Source organism: Dysgonomonadaceae bacterium zrk40 (assembly GCA_016916535.1).
In the GTDB taxonomy this organism is placed as follows: domain Bacteria; phylum Bacteroidota; class Bacteroidia; order Bacteroidales; family Dysgonomonadaceae; genus Proteiniphilum.
Genome location: CP070276.1, coordinates 1,402,842 through 1,423,259 on the forward strand (window position 1 = coordinate 1,402,842; position 20,418 = coordinate 1,423,259).

Below are 20,418 nucleotides of genomic sequence, written 5' to 3' on the forward strand. Positions count from 1 at the left end.
AAACTTTTACCCCTTTCGTATAGTTAAAATTTAAATTACTGATTCTGTGTGGCTATATCTTCAGTTCGTTTTTTACGGCAACTATTACCCTCATCACTCCGCTCAACGGTGCGCCAGGGTACAGGGCCGACTCGCTCACCTACAAGTACGAATCCACACGGAGAGAGCTTCCCTGAAGGTAGCAGGAGCGAGAAATGCCATGAACAATAGACTGATCATGTCCATGACTGGGGTGTAGTTTTGTGAGTAACTCAGGATTTTCTTTCCCCGTAGGTTCACCTTCAAAATTTTGTTTGTAGCTTACCTGAATCGGATCATTCGGATCCAGATTTACCACTCTTTGATTTTCCATAAATACGCATGGAACCCTGTCGGCTGTTGCTGCCATGATGTAGGAGTAATCGAATCCAATCTCTGACGGACCGGGTGACACAACTCCATTCCAATCCTGTTCATGTTTTAACGCAAAGGCCAGTCGGGGTGGTCTGTTCTTGCATTCTTCATTATCATTTTCAGCTCTTTGGTCTTTTCCGGGAACCTGTCTATGATGTTATGATTCTCAGATGGGTCTGAAGCAATGTTGTAAAGCTCATACACACCACCGCTTCTGATGTCCAGGTGAACTAATTTCCAGTCGCCCTTAATCACAGCTTGCCTGCCACCCAGCTCCTCAAACTCAAAATAAAAGTAATCCCTCTCTTTTTGACCTTCATCACCCAGCAGTGTAGACAAAATGCTGACTCCGTCTGTTTCGACGGGAACAGCAACATTTAATATCTCAGCAAACGTCGGAAGATAATCCCAAAAGGCAAATGCGAAGTTGTTTTCTGTCCCTGAAGCTATTTTACCTTCCCATGAAATGATTGTAGGAACCCGAATTCCTCCTTCATACAAATCTCTTTTATAACCTCTGTAAATTCCATTGCTGTTGAAAAAGTCAGGATCACCTCCGCCCTCTTTATGCGGTCCGTTGTCACTGGTGAAAATGATGAGGGTGTTGTCATAGACACCTTCATCTTTTAATTTCTGCACTATTTCTGCCACATACAAATCAATTCTTTTTACCATCGCAGCATGCGTAGCCCTGGGAAACGCTTGTGACCTGTACCCCCCGACAGAGGTATCTCCCGGTTCTTTTCCCTTGTAGGGAGTTTCGGGGAATGCTCCTTTAAAGTTCAGAAAAACACTATCTTCAGGAACAATCAACTCGGCGTGAGGGAGCATGAATGGAACGTACAAAAAGAACGGGCCCTCTTTATGACTTTCGATGAACTCCAATGTCTTTTCCTGTATAAGATCTTGTGAGTAGGTACCCAAACCACCGTTCAGGTTTTCAGGGAACTCCACCTTTTTGTTGTTGCTCCACAAATGGGTTGGATAATAGTTATGCGCCATCCGCTGGCAGATAAATCCAAAAAACTGTTCTACTCCCTGATTCATCGGGTCTCCTTCTGAACCGGGATATCCGAGTCCCCATTTCCCAAACACACCGGTGTGATAACCGGCCTCTTTAAACAAACTGAATATCGTATAGCTATCTGCAGGCAGTGGTGCTTGTCCTTCAGGCTGAATTTCCCTGTTTCCCCTTATGGGTGCGTGTCCGGTATGCAGTCCGGTCAACAGACTTGCACGTGAAGGGGCACTAACAGTTGCACCTGAATAGCTTCTTGTGTATCGTGTTCCATTTAAAGCAAGCTTGTCTATGTTTGGGGTTGAAAATTTTTCTTGCCCATAGCTGCTAATATCCCCATAGCCCAAATCATCTGCAAGGATGAAAACAACATTTGGTTTCTGCTGTGCATGCAAAGAGGTGATCGCACCTATTCCCAGCATTGCACTAAATATTTTCCTGGTCATTATTGTTTTGTTTTGATACTTTTTTAATGGCGTTATAGCGATCACAACCTTGAACTACTCAGACTGGCTGTGTACTTTTTTTTCATTGTTGTTCCTATACCAAGCAAAGTTAATAATTTTGTCTGAAACGGAACAGTCTTGTAAATAGCGAAGGATACAAAAAGGGATAACTTACAATTTAGTCCCATTAAAATTGAAACTGATTTAAACAGGGTAAGATGGAAAACATTCAGCACGAAATAACTGTTTTGACTGTATGAATCAATATGCAATACCTCCCCAGGTGCGCATAGGTCACATTCACCTGAAGGTGTCCGACCTGGAGCGCGCCCTCTCTTTCTACCACGACCTGCTCGGCTTCGAGGTCACCATGATGTACGGCAAGCAGGCCGCCTTCCTCTCTGCCGGCGGCTACCACCACCACATCGGCCTGAACACCTGGCACAGCGAGGGAATGCCCGAGGCACCGCTTGAGGGGGTGGGTCTCTACCACACCGCCATCGCCTACCCCACCCGGCGCGACCTGGCACTGATCCTGAAACGGCTGCTGGAAGCCGGCTACCCGGTCACCGGAGCCAGCGACCATGGGGTGTCGGAAGCGATTTACATGAACGACCCCGACGGCAACGGCGTGGAGCTCTACTGGGACAAGCCGAAGGATGAGTGGCCGGTGGAGGCCGACGGCTCGCTCAACATGTTCACCAAAGCCCTCAACGTGCGGGATCTCCTCAGCGAGGCGGAGAACCAACAGTAGAGGAACAACAACAAATCACATCGAAAGAAAATGGAAATCAATGAACTAAAAAAGAGAAAGGGTATCGGTGGAAATAAACAGTTAATCGATTCCTATGTGCAATTTGAGAGGTTATTATCGGAATTGAGAAAAAGGGAACTCCCCGATAAGGTAGTTCAGTCCATCAATACCAACATCGACCTGATAGACCCTGCAATGGAACCTGAAAAAGCATACTTCAAACAGTTCCGCAAGACGCAGACTGACATCCTGAGATTGATCGAGAAAGAGCTGAAGCTGGTGCCGAAAAATCACTATCGCAACGTCTGGCTGGCCCTGGGAATAGCTGCCTTTGGAGTACCTCTTGGCGTTGTCTTCGGAGCCAGCCTAGGCAACATGGGATATTTAGCCATTGGTATTCCTTTCGGATTATCCATCGGGTTGGCGATAGGTACCGGCCTGGATAAGAAAGCAGCGGATGAAGGAAGGCAGTTGGATGTGGAGATCAACTTCTGAGGAAAATAAACGGGATAAAAGTTACTTTAGAATATCCTTCAGGCAACAGGCATACAAAAAAAATAGTTGAAAACATCATTTTTTCTAAATATTTGTTACATTTGCAAACTGAGTCATTGGTAATGAATGGGAAATAACAGAACATACAGCTTCTTTTGGATTAAATATCGATTTACCATAAACACTATTTTTCTATTCTAATTTTTATAACCAATTTATATCAAAGAGTCATGAAAAAGAATTTTCTATTGATCCTGGCACTGGGTTTATTGTTCTCGTGTTCCTCATCCGGCCCGAAGAATGCCGCCAATTCATTCCTGGACAATCTCTCAAAGGGAAAAGTGGACGAAGCGAAGAAGTATGCCACCGAGACTACCGGCCAGATGCTTGACATGGCAAGCGCTTTCGGTGGGATAGAGGTGAATCCCGATTATGAATTTACCTTCCTCAGGGATTCGGTGGTCGATAACAGTGCCTGGGTCTATTTCGAAGATCAGGATGGCAAGGAAGATGTAATTGAACTGGTGAAGGTCGATGGGAAGTGGCTGGTTCATATGGAGAGTGAGAAATAGAGAACCCTTAGCCTGTTGCCTGATTCTATTCATCCTGTCGGTCACCGGCTGCACGGGAAAGATTCATATGCCTGAGCAGCTGGTGCTCCCCATTGAACTGAATGACAGCGCCTACCTGATCGTCCGGCTGGGGGATGGTTACTTTTCAAATATCTTCCGAAAAGTATCCTCAGAAGAGAAACGTTATTCCCATTCAGGTATCATCCATCATGTCGAGGAGGGCTACAAGGTCTACCACATCGAGGCGAACGAGCTCACGGGCAAAGGCATTGTGCGGGATGAGCCCCTGGAATCATTCATTAGCCACTCCAGGGAGTGGGCGCTCTATGCGATCGACGCGCCCGACTCTGTGAAAAAGGGGATCGTGGAACAAGCAGGTATCTTCTATGAAAGCGAGATCCCTTTCGACCTCGATTTCGATCTGACAAGCGATGACAAGCTCTACTGCTCCGAGCTGGTGGCAAAATCGATCAACAACACCTTTGGCGAAGAGCTGATCACACCCGGCCTGCAAATTGCCGGTCGACTCTTCTACGGACTCGACGACATCTACCTGCACGAGCTGTTTCACTGCCTCTATAACAGCAATGATTTAATCAGTGATTGAAATATCTGCAATCATATCCATTAATGTGCATAATTCATCAGTGCGCACATCATGAAAAGACTCGTCAACATATTAATGGTTTTGATTTTTTCGATTGCTCTCTTTGCAACCGGACAGGAAGGAGATATTTTGATATGGGATGGCGACACCCTCGTTATTTTGTCAAATCCACTGGAACTTCGTGTCGACGTTGACTCATTGAGACCAAATCTTTTCGGGGACCAAGATGCCGGATTAACGACTGCCTGTTGGCGCGGATACATTGCAGAATGGACACTGATCGACAATGAAATATTTCTGACCAATATTTTCAGTTGTACCTATTACGATGACAGCATCAAGTCCGATTTAAAAACCATATTTGGTCCCGAATGTGTGAATGGCAGGGTTAAAGCCACCTGATTTACCGGTAAAGTCATCATCCCAAAAGGCAAACTCATTCATTACATCCATGATGGATACAATTACTTTTTTGAAACCGAGCAGGTACTGACATTTGAGAATGGATTATTAACCGCACAAAAAACGTATGACAATTCAAGATCCTATAAATCCATATTCTCCATAAAGCCGGATAGTCTTCCGAAGTTTATCAGCAGAAATATTGATTGGGACAAGATTCCGGATCTGAAAGAAGAGAGGGTGAGAGTGATTGTTTCTATTCGGTCAGGTGAAACACGCAAGCCGGATAGTATTTACATCATAAGAGGTTCAGACAATGAGATATTGAATCAGGAAGCGTTGAGAGTTGTGAATCTGATCCCTGAATGGGATGTTTACTACAGATTTGGAGAAGCACGCAGAATGATCTGGTCTATCCCCGTAATCTTCGATGAAGAAAGAAGAAGAAAGAATAAATGACTAAAAGATCAGGCAGTGAGGAGAAATAGATGCTAAATTCTATATTACTGGTATCCCTAAGCTCTGTAGATAACCAAGTGTTGTGTCATAATATTCCGGCTTTCTGGTCAAATCTTCTCTATTTCCTTCTGGAACAACGATGATCATGCCTTGCCTTGCTCTTGTGAGTAAGACCCGATAAGCATTAATTAAATATTGTTTTCGCTCATCTTTATTGATATTTTGCCATTTACTCCCTCTGAATTCGTATGTTTTCCATCCTTCATCAGAATACCTTAAATCTCCATCCCAGGTAACGCAGGCCCAATCCAACTCTAAACCTTGTACATGAAATTCTGTAGCTACATCTTCCAAAAAGTAAGAGGACCGTATGTCATCTTTTCCATTCAAAAACCAGTGAACTGGATTCATTGGTGATTTCACATCAATTGCGTATGGCTTAAGCCTCTGAGCTTGTGATGATACAACAATTCCATATCGTTCACTTCCTCTTGCCTTATCGATTAACCACTCTTTGGCTTTATGCAAATTCCTTGTCAACACAATTGGATACTTCTCTTTGATTTGATTGAATGATTCAATCGATTTATCATTCTGAAGATCCAAAAGATTCTTCACAAACAGGGAAAGATCTTCTGCTCTAAATGAACGCATTGAAACTGATAAATGCAAATCAGGATTCAATTGAACCTTAGTAATATCTACTAGTGCAGCAATTGAATCTGTTGCTGCATATTCTGAATCAGTTAAATTGGGTGAGATGTAAACTGCCCAATGAGAGAAACTATTCTTTATTGCAGCCAACCATTCTGAAATACCGGCTTCTCCCGTATTGATTTCTTGGCCTCCGCCTACCAAACAAACAATCACAGCCCAATCTTCATGTCGATCCAAACAGGAGATTAAAAACTCTGGTTCGGAATGGTCAAAATCATGAATGTTCTTTTTTCGTTTCATGAAAGAGACTGTTTGTTCCTTATTCCACGCTCTCTGTGCTTCATCAAAAATTGCAACATGATCGTAAGGAGCAGTAAGATCAACAAGATAACTATCTCGATAATGATGAATATTTTGTATAAATGTTTTTATACTTGATTTTGCATTGCCTTTTGTTAAAGTAATACCTTTCTCTTTTTCATTACTGATCTTATCACGAGCCAAAGCCTCTTGTAGTATTGAAACCAATGGTCCATTTCCAGAAAGATACACGCTCGCTTCACCATCTTCTTCATCCAAGTGTGTTGTCGCCACTTTTAAACCAACAAGTGTTTTCCCAGCACCTGGTACTCCTGTTACAAAGCAGATTATCTTTTGGTGATTCTCCCTTGCATGAGTGATAATCTTAGAAATGGTTTCTGTTGTTTTTGTGAGATTTTTAGCACCGGCATCACTACGTGTAATTTCTTCAACAGTGTGATTCTTGTACAAAGAAATTGCAGCCTCAATAATGGTTGGTGTTGGAGAGTATCTACCAGTAGCATAGCCAATCTGGTCAATAACTTGTTTCTCTTGGTAGAATTCTAACACATCATGAATGATATTTTTCAAATTCCGTCCATTGGTTTTTATTGGAAGAATCAGATTGTCGTTATGAGAAGTGGTAACAATTTCACTGAAGATTGTTTTCGCTTCTGTCGCAACCAGTACAGGTACCAAGAGTGCCTCATGGCTTGGCTCATGAAAATTTTTTAAATCAAGCGCATAATCCCATACTTGTTCCACGCTGGCTTGGTTATATCGGTGCTCCCCCACTTTGAATTCAATCACGAAGATAACACCTTCAATTATAACCAATGTATCAACTCTTTTACCCATACGGGGAATTGAAAACTCAAAGAAAATTGTTCCCTCTAACTCTTGAAGTGCCTCTTGAAGGAAGTGTATCTCAGCCTCCCACGAATGGTTTTGATTCAAATTTGAGTCAAACTGGTTTGATAAGGTGATTTCCCCAATAATCTGATCAATCCCCTTTGTTAAAAACGAGCGAATTGTGTCTGCAAAGTAATAATTCAGCATGGGCTATGTTTATTTATCGATAGGTAGTCGGAAGGTTCAATTTTTGAATATATTGAAAAACAATGAAAGATTATATCTTGGATTACATATTTGGTTAAAATGCAAATATACGAACAACACACATTTATATGAAATTTAAAATGACACTTTCTCTAATTTCTTTAATAATGAATGAGATAATTTCAATTTGACATTTCAAAAAACTACATTTGCATATCGAGTATATAAAAGACATGAAAAAGAGCATTCTCATTCTTCTGTTTGTAGTTTGGTTAGCAGCTCTGGCTGTACTGATTGTCGCATTAACGAATTTGGTTCCTGACAATCCTTTTGTTGAATACCGCTTAATAGTTGGTATCGGTTTCATCGTGTTAACGGGATTCATCAGAATGTTGTACAAAAGATTGTACATTAGAAAGTAAGCAATAGCCTTCTTATCATTATTCCCTCCCCGTCACACTGAAAGACTTAGAGAGCCTCTGTATCCGCAGCTGCTGGATACCTGAAGCTTTATCGTTCCCTTATTCTAACTTAATATCCACTCCGATATTTTTTGGAGTGGATATAAGGGTGCTATAAGGGTGCAATAAGGCTAGAGGCACCGAGAACACGTGAAAGACCCTGTATCGCATTACTTTTTGATTGTTTCTTACTGAAAAAGCTTCAAACAAAATACCAACAAAAATAAGGACAATACACCCTTCAGGAATCAGCCAACATAGGAAGCCGAAGATGAAAAAAAAACAAACAGTTGATTGGAAACAGGAGAAATAAATTTTTAAGCAATGAAGGATGCTTTAGATAATTTTTTTTATATTTACAGCACCATTTGTAAACAACAAGCCAATGCTTCGTTGCAGGGGTTTCTTCTTCTTTTCCTAAACGCATAGCCTCGCCAGATTATGGACACTCAAACCAACACCCATCTTGAATTTCTCTTAACCACCCTCGACAACCTGAACGACACCATACTGGTTGTGGACCATGCAGGAACAGTGTTGTACACCAACCAGGGATTCGACCGCCTCTTCAAACCCCTGGTGGGCGACATCGTGGATTGGACATTCGACAAGATGAGCAGTGATTTCAATGCCTACACCCTGAACGGGCAGCTTCTCTCCCACGAACAGTGGCCCTTCGCCAGGATACTGAAAGGTGAGAAAGTCTTCCAGGAACAATTGAAGATCAAACACAACACGGACAAAAACATCACGCTTTTCATCCAAGTGAGCGGGGGACCGGTCAAATATGCCGGTGCGAAGCAGAGCTACGCGATCATCTCGGTCAGCGACATCACAGCGCAGCAGAAAAGCTTACGGCGACTGCGGGAAAGCGAAGAGAAACTGAGCCTCTTCATCGAGCACGCTCCGGCAGCACTGGCCATGTTCGACCGCGAGATGAGATACATCGCCGCCAGCAAACGGTGGTTGGAGGAGAATAAAGTCTCACTGAAAGAGATTATCGGAGCTGTGCACTATGATGTTGTACCTGATATACCGGAAGCATGGAAGAAGATTCACCGCAGGGGATTGAACGGTGAGTCTCTCAAGAATGATGATGACAAGTTTGTAAGACAGGACGGATCGATACAATACCTGAAATGGGAAGTCATACCATGGTTCAATGCAGAAAAGGAAATTGGTGGAGTCATCCTTATTACTGAAGATATCACTGCAAGGAAACAGAATGAAGAAGAGGTCCGGATTGCTTTTACAAAATACAAGACACTCTTCGACAGTATCCCGGTAGGGATATCGATTTCAGACAGCAAAGGAAAAATCATCGAAACCAATTCTATCGCGGAAGAGTTATTGGGAATATCGGAAGAGGAACATAAGAAACGAAAAATAAATGACAGGAACTGGCAAATATTTCGCGCCGACGGTACCATCATGCCGGCAAAGGAGTATGCCAGTGTCAGGGCCATCAACTCAGGCAAAAAGGTGAAGAATGTGGAGATGGGCATCCTTAAACCAGATCACAACATCACATGGGTCAATGTAACTTCAGCACCGTTCACGCTTGATGATCACGGTGTTATAGTAGCTTTTAACGACATAACCGCACGGAAAGAGACAGAGAAAAAGCTAATTGAGAGTGAGAAACGATTCGCCACCATCTTCCATAACAGCCCCATCCCCATCGCGATCATCAGGCTGAAAGATGGAGAAATTATTCTTACCAATCCCTCCGTGACCAATCTCCTTGGATATACCCATGAGGAACTGATCGGAAACACCACTCTAACAATGGGAATCTGGGCAAACACAGATGATCGCCGTGAATTTATTGAAAAGATCCAATCGCATTCCAGAGTCTACCATATGGAGGCTGTTTTATGCATGAAGTCAGGCGAAAAACGGCACGCACTGATGTGGGGAGAGCTGATTGAGTACTATGGAGAGGAGTGCATCCTGCTTGAAATCATCGATATCCATGAGAAGAAAATCCAGGAAGAGAAAATCAGGCTGCAGAACGAAAAGCTAAATGCCATCTTGTATTCACTCCCCGATAAGCTTTTCATCCATGATGAAGAAGGTACCTTCCTTGAGGCATACACAACCAACCCTGATGGGTACATGGCACCCAAAGAATCATTTTTAGGGAAAAAGATAAGTGATATTTTCCCAAAAGAGATTGCGGAGTTAAACCTTAGCTACCTGAGAAAGTGCCTTCACAAGAGAGAGCCGGTGTCTCATGAGTTCTCTACCGATTACAAAGGGACCTACTCCACATTTGAGGTCAGCATTGTCCCGTTTATGGAAAAACTGGCCATTCGTTTTGTGAGAGACATCACAAAAAGCAAAGAAAATGAAAGGGAGATCTCTAAACTGAACAAAGCGATTGACAAGAGTCCCATTGCCATTGTCATCACCGATCCAAAAGGAACAATAAGCTATGCCAGTAGAGCATTTGAGACAATTACAGGTTATTCAAATGACGAAGTGCTGGGTGAAAACATGCGAATCCTGAAATCAGGTGAGAATTCGAAGCAGTTGTACACTAAAATGTGGAAATCTATTGAATCGGGTAAGAAATGGGAAGGTGAGCTGATCAACAGAAAGAGAGACGGAAAGAAATACTGGGAATCAATTTCAATTACCCCCCTGTATGAAAAAGAAGGCCAGATTACCGGTTATCTGGCAGTACAACAGGATATCACCGAGAAGAAAAAGAGTGAACAGAAGATCCTGGAACTGAACAGCAGCCTTGAACGCAGGATCGCAGAACGCACAGCCGAACTGCAGGAGAACCAGGACAAGCTGATGCTAAGCCAGAAAATTTCTCAGATGGGCATCTGGGAATTCAATACAAAGACTGACGAGGTGAAGTGGTCAGAAGAAACATACAAGATTTTTGAACGTTCCCCTGATAAAAAACCTCATTCATTCAAGGAGTTCCTTGACAGTATATATCCCGAAGACAGGGAGCGATTTGTAAACAGTGCCTACTCAATGTCGATGGGTGAAAATATCATTACGCACACCCTCCGTCACTACACCGATAAGGGGAATCTTATATGGGTGAAATATTATATCAAAGGGGATTTAAAGAAAGGAGAAGCACACCAGTTCCTGGGAACCCTACTGGATATCACTGCAGAGAAGAAGATACAGTTACAACTGCAGGAGGCGGTGCACGAGGCGGAAGAGGCCAACAAGGCGAAAAGCATCTTCCTGGCCAACATGAGCCACGAGATCCGAACCCCGCTGAACGCGATCAACGGATTCTCGGAGATCCTCTACAACACGATAGAGGATGAGAAAAGGCGTTCGCAGGTTGCTTCCATCCGCAACAGCGGACGCAACCTGCTGAGAATCATCAACGACATCCTGGATCTCTCGAAAGTGGAAGCGGGGAAGATCGTGATCGAACGGAAACCGATCAATCTGATGCAGGTGGTTGGGGATGTGTGCGGCATGTTCGAGACCACTGTCGCGGAGAAAAAACTGCTCCTGACAATTGCGTCTGACATCGACTCAACCCTACCACTGCTGATGGATGAAATACGCTTGCGCCAGATCCTCTTCAACCTGGTGGGGAATGCCATCAAGTTCACGGCTGAAGGCGGTGTGACTGTTGATATCACGCACGAACAGAAAGAGGAAAACCTGGTGGATTTGAAGATTTGCATCTCTGACACCGGGATGGGCATATCGGAAGACCAGCTGGAGGCGATCTTTGAACCTTTTGTCCAACAAGAGGGACAGGCTCATAAGTACTATGGCGGAACCGGGCTGGGGTTTACCATCAGCCGGAGGATGGCTGAGGCCATGAACGGGAAGATCACCGTGCAGAGCACGCTGAACGAAGGGTCCGAGTTCACCCTCATTTTCAGGGATATCGCAAAAGCAACTTACATACCGGAGAAGAGTGAAAAGAGTTTCCATGATTACATGGAGACCCGGTTCGAAGAGAGCACCATCCTGATTGTGGATGACATTGAAGACAACAGAAAACTGCTGCTCGATGCACTGGAACATACCGGAGCCCGCCTGCTGGAGGCCCAAAATGGCTTGCAGGCGGTTGAGACAGCTACAAAGGAGAAGCCCGACCTGATCCTGATGGACAAACGCATGCCGGTGATGAATGGCAAGAAGGCTTGTAAAATGTTGAAAGAAAACCCCGCAACGGCAAACATCATTTGCATCGGGGTGTCGGCAACCATAAGGATCGGCAATGACGAGAGCGCTTCCCACCAGCTGTTCGATGAGAACATCCTGAAACCGATCTCTTACGAGAAGCTTTTTGAGATTCTAATCAAATATCTGAAGAACACCCAGCAGACAACACGACCGGCACCTGAGAAGCGTGAAGCGTTGACGGCGGCAGAGCAGGAGTGGTCGGATGCATTGAAGCAGCATGCCCGGGAAGAGTTGCTTCCCCTCTACCGGCAGGTGATGAGCACACAGCTGATGGACGAGATGGAAGATTTTGGCAGGGGCTGACGGAGGCGGGCCGCCGGTTTGACAACAAAATACTGATCGACTCCGGCAACAGGATCGTGGATTACGCCGATCAGTTTGAAGTGAAGAAGTTAACCAAGCTACTGAAAGAATTGGAGCTTATGCTAAACCATGAACTTTAAAGGAGAAGAGCAATGACAACAACACAGGAGAAAAAGAAAAGGATTCTGGTTGTGGACGACAACACTGAAAACATCCGGGTGATCGGCAGCATCCTGCGGCAACAGGGTTACAACGCCGGATTTGCCATGGATGGACAACAGGCTCTGGAGATCCTGAAAGGCAGCATTGAGGAGTTTGACCTGATGCTGCTCGATGTGAACATGCCGGGGATGAATGGCTTCGATGTGTGCCGTGAAATTCGTCTCATGGAACGGTTCGACGAGCTCCCGGTGATATTTCTCACCGCTAACACGGAGACGGCCCAAATCGTGGAGGGATTCAGCAGCGGGGGGCAGGACTACGTGACAAAGCCCTTTCAGGCGGACGAGTTGCTGGCGAGAATCAGTACCCACCTTGAGCTCAGGGAAAAGAGGGCGCTGCTAAAGCAGATGAACGAGCTGCTGAATGAGAAGGTGAGGGAGCGCACGCGGGAACTGGAGGAGTCGAACCAAAAGCTGGTGAGGGCTTATCGTGAGCTCCGGAAACTGGATGAATCGAAAGCGGTCTTCCTCCGCCTGATCAGCCACGAGATCAACACCCCCTTGAACGGGGTGATTGGCTTCGCCGATTTTTTAAAGGAACAGCTGGTGTCCACCGAATATTTCACGATGATCGAGAAACTGAGCGAGTCGGCACACCGGCTGAACGATTTTGCGCAGTCGAGCCTGATCATCACACGGATGCGCACGACACCCGATGAGTACGGCAAGACGATGATCGATCTTAAGGACGTGGTGGATGACATTCTGATCAGCAACCGTGAGCTGGTCGACAAGAAAAACATACGGGTAGATCTGTTCTGGAATGCAACCGATGCAACGATTCCCGCCAACCATGAGCTGATGACCCTCTGCCTCAACCACCTCTTCAGGAACGCCCTGCAGCACACGCCCGACAATGGATCCATTGCCATCGCATGTCGCACAGGGGACAGCCGGCAGATCCTCTCCTTCGAGGACAGCGGACCGGGCTTCTCTGAAAGATCATTCGAAAACATGTTCAAGCCCTTGTCTACAGCAGATGAACTAATTGACAACCACAAAGGCCTGGGGCTCTCCATCGTGAAGCTCATCGCCGATTTCCATGAGGCCGGCATCCAGATATCCAACAGACCGGAAGGGGGTGCAAGGGTTGAATTGCGATTTCCAAAATACGAAGGCTCCGGCATTGTGAGTTGATGCAACCACAATATTCAGGAGCGCTCAATTTTCGGTGAGAGGGTCTGAAATTATCGGGGAAAGATGTACTTTTGTAGATGATCCAGCTCAACGAACAGCAACGCAAAGCGGCCGAATTTGAGGGAAAGCACCTGCTGGTGCTGGCAGGCGCCGGCACGGGCAAGACAGGCACCATCATCGCCCGGGCAGACTATCTCCTCCGCAAGGGAGTGCAGCCCAACCGCATCGCCATCCTCTCCTTCACCCGCAAGTCGGCCAGGGAGATCGCTGAGCGACTCAAGTTGTCAGCGCCGGGCGGCATCAACAAGAAAGAGATCACCGGCAGGACCTTCCACTCATGGTGCAACGAGATCATGCACCTCTACCCCGACCACTTCCCGCACCACGGCTACACACCCCTCGACGAGGATGACCGGCTCAGTGCGATGGCGCTGGCACTGGGGAAGAACTTCCGCGACAGCAAGAAGGAGAAGGTGAAGAAGGAGGTGGTGACCGCCATCTACTCCTACGCCGTCAACACGCTCTGCAGCCTGTCGGAGGCCATCCTCCACGTCCGCTACGGCAACCTGGAGAAGGAGGACGAGCAGGTGATGCAATATGTGGAAGAGGACCGGAAGCTGATTGCTCTGGTAATCAAAAAATATATCGACTATAAAAAGGAGCGGCGCTACATCGACTACGACGACATGCTGAGCGTGGTGGCCACACAGCTGGAGCGCGATGAAGCGCTACGCGACGCGGTGACGAAGCGATACCGGCATGTGCTGGTAGATGAGATGCAGGACACCAATCCCCTGCAATACAAGCTGCTGAAATCGTTCGTCGAGGGATCGCACCTCTTCTGCGTGGGCGACGACGCGCAGAGCATCTACGCTTTTCGGGGTGCCGACTTCCGCACCATACACTCCTTCACAGAGATCATCCCCCGCTCAGAGAAGCTGAAGCTGCTGCGCAACTACCGCTCCACGCAGGAGATCCTGGATCTCTCTAACTGGGTACTGGAACAATCGCCACTCCGCTATGACAAGAAGCTGGAGGCCCACAGGGGCAAGGGGGAGATGCCCTCGCTGATTCACGTGGAGGACGACTGGGAGGAGGCGGACCTGATCACTGACGGGATCCTGGACCATGTGGCGGAGGGTGGCCGCTACACTGATACCATGGTGCTGGGCCGCTCGGTATGGTCGCTCTCGAAGGTGGAAGGGGCCTGCCTCAGCAAGAAGATTCCTTATGTGAAATATGGCGGCACCTCGCTGATGCAGAGCGCCCACGTGCGTGACGTCGCCTCCGCCATGCGGATTGTAGCCAACAGCTATGATGAGATTGCCTGGATACGTTTCCTGCAACTCTGGGACGGCATCGGTGAGATCAAGGCCAGCCGCATCATCTCACGGGTGATCACCCTTGCAACCTTCGGCGAGATGATCGCCTGCCTGCAGCAGTTCGAGGGGATGGAGATCAACGCCGCCATCCCGGCCACGCTGGCTGCCGTGAGGGAGTATAACGACCGGCCGGCACAGGCCATGGAGGCTGCCGTGGAGGCGATGCAGCCGATGCTGGAAAAGAAGTACCGCGAGGAGTGGACTTCCCGTGCCTCCGACTTTGAGGTGCTCCGTGAGGTGGCCCGCTCATCGGGCAGTATCACCGAGTTCATCACCGAGTACGTGCTGGACCCCAAGGCGGAGACTACCTTTAAGATTGGCGCGAAGGAGACAGACGATGCGGTGGTGCTCTCCACCATCCACTCGGCAAAGGGATTGGAGGCGGAGATCGTGCACATCCTCAACCTCAATCCGGCCAGCTTCCCCTCGTCGCGCACCATCCTCCAGGGTGAGGGGGCCATCGAGGAGGAGCGGCGCTGCCTCTACGTGGCGCTGACACGCGCCAAGAACAGCCTGAACCTCTACCGCAACGTGCGTTCGCTGCACACCCAGTACAGCGATGCAAACCGCCACGAGCAACTTTACTTCCTTAACAACCTCCCCCCGCACCTGGTGAAGATCCTGGTCAACGGGCAGGAGAAAAAAGATTTTCCTGCACCCTTCAACCCCACGCAGGGTGAGGCCGACTTCCCCGACTTCGATTTTGGCTAACAGGCTCCACCGGAGGTGCTCTGTAACAATAAATTTGACTCAGACCTATGGCAACCGTTTTACTTCTGATCATCATATACCTTTCGTTTATCGGTCTCGGTCTGCCTGACTCCCTGCTGGGTGCCGCCTGGCCAGTGATGTACAGAGACCTTTCCGCACCCATTCACTATGCAGGGATCATATCAATGATCACGGCTGCGGGATCCGTGGTCTCGAGCCTGATGAGCGCCAAGGTCACACGTTTAGCCGGTACGGGTGTCGTGACCTTGGTCAGTGTCTTCCTGACTGCCGCGGCTTTGATTGGGTTCTCCTACTCCGACAACGTTGCCTTCCTGTTCATCCTATCCATCCCACTGGGGCTGGGGGCCGGCTCAGTGGATGCTGTGCTCAACAATTACGTGGCACTGCACTTCAAGGCAAGACACATGAACTGGCTGCACTGCTTCTGGGGTATCGGCGCTTCCATTGGCCCGATGATCATGTCCGCACATTTAAAAAACAGCGGATCGTGGTCCATGGGATACAGGACGGTCGGCATCATTCAACTTGGCATCGTGATCGTGCTGCTCGCTTCATTGCCGGTGTGGAAGAAAATCAGGGGTGAGGAGCCGGAGAAGCATACCGACAACGCTATCGATTTGTCCTACAGAAATATAGCCCGCATCCACGGCTTAAAACAGATGCTTTTGGGATTCTTTTGTTACTGCACCATTGAGGTGGTGGCAGGGATCTGGGGAGCGAGCTTTCTGGTAACCGTGAGGAATTTACCGGCTGAGAGTGCGGCCCGTCTGATTGCGTTATATTACATCGGAATCACCGTGGGGCGTTTTATATCGGGTTTCTTCACACTGAAGATCAACAACCTCCAGCTGGTGCGACTGGGACAGATTGTGATTTTCCTTGGTGTACTCCTGCTATTCCTGCCTGATAATTACTCCCTGGCTGCAGGGTTTCTAACGATAGGTCTGGGTTGTGCACCAATCTTCCCAAGCATGTTGCATGAAACACCCCGGAGCTTCGGAAGGGAAAATTCACAATCAATCATCGGGATGCAGATGGCCAGTGCATCATTGGCATCAACCATCATGCCGATGATATTCGGTAGCCTGGCTTCGGCATTTGATTTCTCAATATTCCCCTTATTCCTTGGTGCGCTTCTGCTGATCAGCATACTGTTGATCGAAGCGGCAAAAAGAAAGTTCCACCGAGAATCACCCAGCCAGCAGTGACAGGATCAGCACACCTGTCGTAAAGAAACGTTTTGTCCTTACAGGCAACACACAATGTTGTTTGTTCATGATGGTACGCGCTTAAAAAAAACATCCTTAATAAGCAGACGATGCAAATATAATAAAAATCAGCGGTCGTGCTCCACCCAGATCAGCTCCGAGGTGTCATAGCCGATCTCCTCAGCGATGCGCAGGTAACGCTCCTTCACCTCATCGGGGATGGTGGTCTCGCGCGCCAGGATCCAGAGGTACTTGAGGTTCTTCCCGGCCACCAGCGCGTAGCGGTACTCCTCGTCGAGGGCGATCACGTTGTAGCCCGAGTAGAAGGGTCCGAAGAAGGAGACTTTCAGCATCGCCACATTTTCATCACCCACAAATTTGGCTTTCCCAACTGCCTCTTTCCATTCATCATCGGCAAAGGCGTAACCGCGATTCACCACACGGATGGTGCCATCGTCATTCAGGCTATACTGCGCAGTGGTGTTGTTCAGTCCCCTTTCGAACTTGAAGTCGAGCCGGGCAATCTCGTACCACTTGCCCAGGTATTTCTCCTTGTGGAAGGGGGTTACGGCGGTGGCTCCCTTGGGGATGGAGGCACAGGAGGCGGAGCCAAGACCGATGGCGGCCAGCAAAACGATCCAGAGTGACTTTGTTGATTTCATCATATCAGATATAACAAGATAGCTACGAAGAGGTTCTGCAAATCAGGAGTTTTTTTTTGCCGTTCGGGAGAAACGAGTTATTTTTGGGGAACGGTTGAGATGGTCACTCGCCACAGCACCTAACGACTCAGATCATGAAAGAACAAAAACAGATTGCAGCCCTCCTGATGGCTACCCTCCTGCTCCTCACTGCCTGCACGGCAAAAAAAGAAAACCGCTTCGTGACACGCACCATCCACAACCCGGTGCTGGCAGGCTTCTACCCCGACCCGAGCGTCACCCGTGGTGCCGACGGCTACTACATGGTGAACTCCACCTTCGGCTACTTCCCCGGCATACCCATCTTCTACAGCCCCGACCTGACCGGCTGGAAACAGATAGGACATGTACTGCACCGCCCGGAGCAGGTGCAGTTCGATGAGCGTAAGCTCTCCAACCAGGCGACTTACGCGCCCGCCATCGAGTACCACGACGGCACATACTACGTGGCCTGCACCGAGGTGGTAGGACGGGGCAACTACATCGTGAAAGCCACCGATCCGGCAGGACCCTGGTCGGAGCCTTTCCTGCTGCCTGAAGTACAGGGCATCGACCCCTCACTCTTCTTCGATGAGGATGGACGTGCCTGGCTGGTCTACAACAGCGGTGCACCGGACAACAATCCCCTGTGGGACGGGCACTGCACCATCCGGCTGGTAGAGATGGACATGGAGACGATGCAGGTGATCAGTGAGCCGGTGATCCTGGTGAACGGGGGTGTCAACATAGACGAACAGCCGGTATGGATTGAGGGACCGCACATCTACAAGGTGGAGGGACGCTACTACCTCTCCGCCGCCGAGGGGGGCACCGAAATCAACCACAGTCAGGTGATCTTCCGCAGCGACACCATTACGGGACCTTACCTGCCATGGGAGCAGAACCCAATTCTCACGCAGCGGGACCTCGACCCGGAAAGGGAGAACCCAATCACCAGCACCGGGCATGCCGACATGATTCAGGACCTGGCGGGCAACTGGTGGGCCTTCTTCCTCGGCTGCCGCCCCTACGAGGGGAACCATTTCAACACCGGGCGCGAGACCTTCATGGCTCCGGTGAAATGGGTGGAGGGATGGCCCAAGATCAATCCTGATCACCGTGAAATTCAGCAGAGCTATCCCTTCACCGCTGCACTGCCGCGTCTGGAGGAACCCCAGCCGATGCAGGGCAGCTTCTTACGCCGCGAGCAGTTCGACACCCCGCAGCTCAGTCACCACTGGGTGAGAATCCGGGCCGACAGGGGGGAATGGTTCGAGGTTGACACTACAGACAGCACCCTCCGGATAGAGCTGCTCCCCGCAGGCCGGATGCAGGGAGGCGTTCCCTCCTACCTGGCACAGCGGCAGCAACACCTCACCGGCCATGCTGCCACGGCGCTTTCCTTCTCACCCGCGAGTGAGAATCAGAAGGCAGGCATCGGCGTGCTGCAGAACGAGGAGCGTTTCTACTACCTCTGCAAGTCGCTGGAACAGGGAGCTCCCGTGGTGCAGCTTTACCAATCAGGGAAGGAGGATGACCCGCAGGGAATGACGCTGCTGGCATCGGCACCGCTGGGGCATGACCGGCCTTTGCGCCTCCGCATAGGGGCGGAAAAGACCCGCTACCGCTTCTTCTTCTCGGAAGAACTGGAGGGTGACAACTGGCAGCAGCTGGGCGAGGAGCAGGATGCCCGCTACCTCAGCACTCAGAATGCGGGGGGTTTTGTGGGATGTACCTACGGACTTTGGGCCCTCACCCTGAAAGATGAGAGCCCAAAGGAAGTTGCACGCTACCACTGGTATGAGGTGGGCGGCAACGATGCGTTCAGCGGGGAGTAATCACCACTCCAGATCTTCCATCAGCCTGTCGGAGTGAAGCAGCGTATCGATATACTGTGCCCGCTTGTAGATGAGCAGGTTGTCGTTCTTGTTGAGCACGCTGTCAGAGAGCTTGCCCCTGAACTGATCGATGTGCTGGTATTGTTTGGTCTCCATCCATTCGGCAATCTCACGGTTGATCTTGCCAATCTGTTCCATGCCGTTGCGGTAGACGGCACTCACCACCTGCACGGCAGCAGCACCGCTGAGGAGCAGCTTGATGGCATCTTCTCCTGTATAGATGCCGCGGCTGCTGCATACATCGGCGTTGATGCGTCCATAGAGCATGCCGGCATAGCGGAGTGATTTCTTGTACTCTCCCCTGTGGGTGAGGTTGAAGGCACGGCGGTGTTCCTCCCGGCGGATGTCCACATCGGGCTGGAAGAAGGCGTTGAACAGCACCAACCCCTTTACACCGGACTCATCGAGACGCTTCGCGAAATGGAGGATATTGGTGTAGTCGGAGCTTAGCTTCACGCTCACCGGAATGGAGAGCTGCTGACAAATGGCCGAGACCAGGTTGATCTGTTGCTGTTCAATGGTCGCCGCGTCAATATCGAATCGCACCGGGATCTGGTAGAGGTTGAGTTCGATGCCGTCCACACCGGTCTCCTCGATCAGCTTAGCATAGCGGAGCCAGGTTGATTCGTTCACACAGTTGAGGCTGGCGATCACCGGCACGGTGAGCTTCTCCTTGGCCCGACGCAACTTCTCAAGGTAGTACTCCACCTCCGAATGTTCCACGCTGGGGTGGTGTGTCACCGACTCGGCATGAATCTCATCATACTGGCTGATCTTCTCGTCCAGACGGAAGCTCTCCATCTGGATCTGTTCTTCAAAAAGGGTTTTGAACACCACGGCGCCCACGCCCTCTTCTTCTGCCCGCAGCAGCTTGTCACTGTCGGTGGATAGTTCTGATGCGCCCAGGATGACGGGACTCTTGAGCCTGATGCCCATGTAAGTTGTTTCCATGTTCTTCATATATTTGTTGATTTGATGATTCGTAGATTAGCGGATGGAATAATTGGCTTATTATGCAACAGTCTTAGATAATAACACTCCTTTGATGG

Annotated in this window: 14 protein-coding genes; 10 read left to right on the forward strand and 4 right to left on the reverse strand. The window is 48.8% G+C overall.

What is annotated here, in order from left to right; all coding sequences use genetic code 11:
* Positions 1 to 459 precede the first annotated feature (459 nt).
* Positions 460 to 1,857: an arylsulfatase gene (locus JS578_05940; protein QRX64768.1), complete on the reverse strand. Its 1,398-nt coding sequence runs from the start codon at positions 1,855 to 1,857 to the stop codon at positions 460 to 462.
* A 256-nt stretch (positions 1,858 to 2,113) separates the two neighbouring features.
* On the opposite strand from JS578_05940, the gene JS578_05945 reads away from it, so the two are divergent.
* From JS578_05945 to JS578_05965, 5 genes are all read left to right on the forward strand, one after another.
* Positions 2,114 to 2,611 (forward strand): VOC family protein, encoded by a 498-nt coding sequence (locus tag JS578_05945; GenBank protein ID QRX64769.1) that lies wholly within the window; start codon positions 2,114 to 2,116, stop codon positions 2,609 to 2,611.
* 30 nt (positions 2,612 to 2,641) lie between these two features.
* Entirely contained in the window at positions 2,642 to 3,106 is a 465-nt protein-coding gene (locus JS578_05950) for a hypothetical protein (protein QRX64770.1), read from the forward strand.
* A 230-nt stretch (positions 3,107 to 3,336) separates the two neighbouring features.
* A complete protein-coding gene (locus JS578_05955) occupies positions 3,337 to 3,678 on the forward strand; it encodes a DUF4878 domain-containing protein (GenBank protein QRX64771.1) in 342 nt (113 codons plus the stop codon).
* Positions 3,668 to 4,285 carry a hypothetical protein gene (locus JS578_05960; GenBank protein QRX64772.1) on the forward strand — a complete coding sequence of 206 codons (618 nt, stop codon included), beginning with the start codon at positions 3,668 to 3,670 and terminating at the stop codon, positions 4,283 to 4,285. The genes JS578_05955 and JS578_05960 overlap by 11 nt, the downstream gene beginning before the upstream one ends.
* A gap of 51 nt (positions 4,286 to 4,336) precedes the next feature.
* Positions 4,337 to 4,687 (forward strand): hypothetical protein, encoded by a 351-nt coding sequence (locus tag JS578_05965; protein ID QRX64773.1) that lies wholly within the window; start codon positions 4,337 to 4,339, stop codon positions 4,685 to 4,687.
* A gap of 498 nt (positions 4,688 to 5,185) precedes the next feature.
* On the opposite strand, the gene JS578_05970 is transcribed toward JS578_05965, so the two are convergent.
* A complete protein-coding gene (locus tag JS578_05970) occupies positions 5,186 to 7,162 on the reverse strand; it encodes a DUF2075 domain-containing protein (GenBank protein ID QRX64774.1) in 1,977 nt (658 codons plus the stop codon).
* 902 nt (positions 7,163 to 8,064) lie between these two features.
* Between JS578_05970 and JS578_05975 the strand changes: the two genes are divergently transcribed.
* From JS578_05975 to JS578_05990, 4 genes are all read left to right on the forward strand, one after another.
* Entirely contained in the window at positions 8,065 to 12,111 is a 4,047-nt protein-coding gene (locus tag JS578_05975; protein ID QRX64775.1) for a PAS domain S-box protein, read from the forward strand.
* 152 nt (positions 12,112 to 12,263) lie between these two features.
* Positions 12,264 to 13,469, forward strand: a complete 1,206-nt coding sequence (locus tag JS578_05980) for a hybrid sensor histidine kinase/response regulator (protein ID QRX64776.1) — start codon at positions 12,264 to 12,266, stop codon at positions 13,467 to 13,469.
* Positions 13,470 to 13,546: 77 nt separating this feature from the next.
* On the forward strand, positions 13,547 to 15,562 hold the full coding sequence (locus tag JS578_05985; GenBank protein QRX64777.1) for an ATP-dependent helicase: 2,016 nt from the start codon (positions 13,547 to 13,549) through the stop codon (positions 15,560 to 15,562).
* Between the two features lie 47 nt (positions 15,563 to 15,609).
* Positions 15,610 to 16,791 carry an MFS transporter gene (locus tag JS578_05990; GenBank protein ID QRX64778.1) on the forward strand — a complete coding sequence of 394 codons (1,182 nt, stop codon included), beginning with the start codon at positions 15,610 to 15,612 and terminating at the stop codon, positions 16,789 to 16,791.
* Between the two features lie 128 nt (positions 16,792 to 16,919).
* On the opposite strand, the gene JS578_05995 is transcribed toward JS578_05990, so the two are convergent.
* Positions 16,920 to 17,453, reverse strand: coding sequence for a lipocalin family protein (locus JS578_05995; protein ID QRX64938.1), 534 nt, complete (start codon positions 17,451 to 17,453; stop codon positions 16,920 to 16,922).
* Positions 17,454 to 17,587: 134 nt separating this feature from the next.
* On the opposite strand from JS578_05995, the gene JS578_06000 reads away from it, so the two are divergent.
* Positions 17,588 to 19,309: a glycoside hydrolase family 43 protein gene (locus JS578_06000; protein ID QRX64779.1), complete on the forward strand. Its 1,722-nt coding sequence runs from the start codon at positions 17,588 to 17,590 to the stop codon at positions 19,307 to 19,309.
* On the opposite strand, the gene JS578_06005 is transcribed toward JS578_06000, so the two are convergent.
* The gene (locus JS578_06005; GenBank protein QRX64780.1) at positions 19,310 to 20,329 is read right to left on the reverse strand and encodes a dihydroorotate dehydrogenase-like protein; all 1,020 of its coding nucleotides are present in this window, start codon (positions 20,327 to 20,329) and stop codon (positions 19,310 to 19,312) included. It lies immediately after the preceding gene.
* Positions 20,330 to 20,418: the final 89 nt, after the last annotated feature.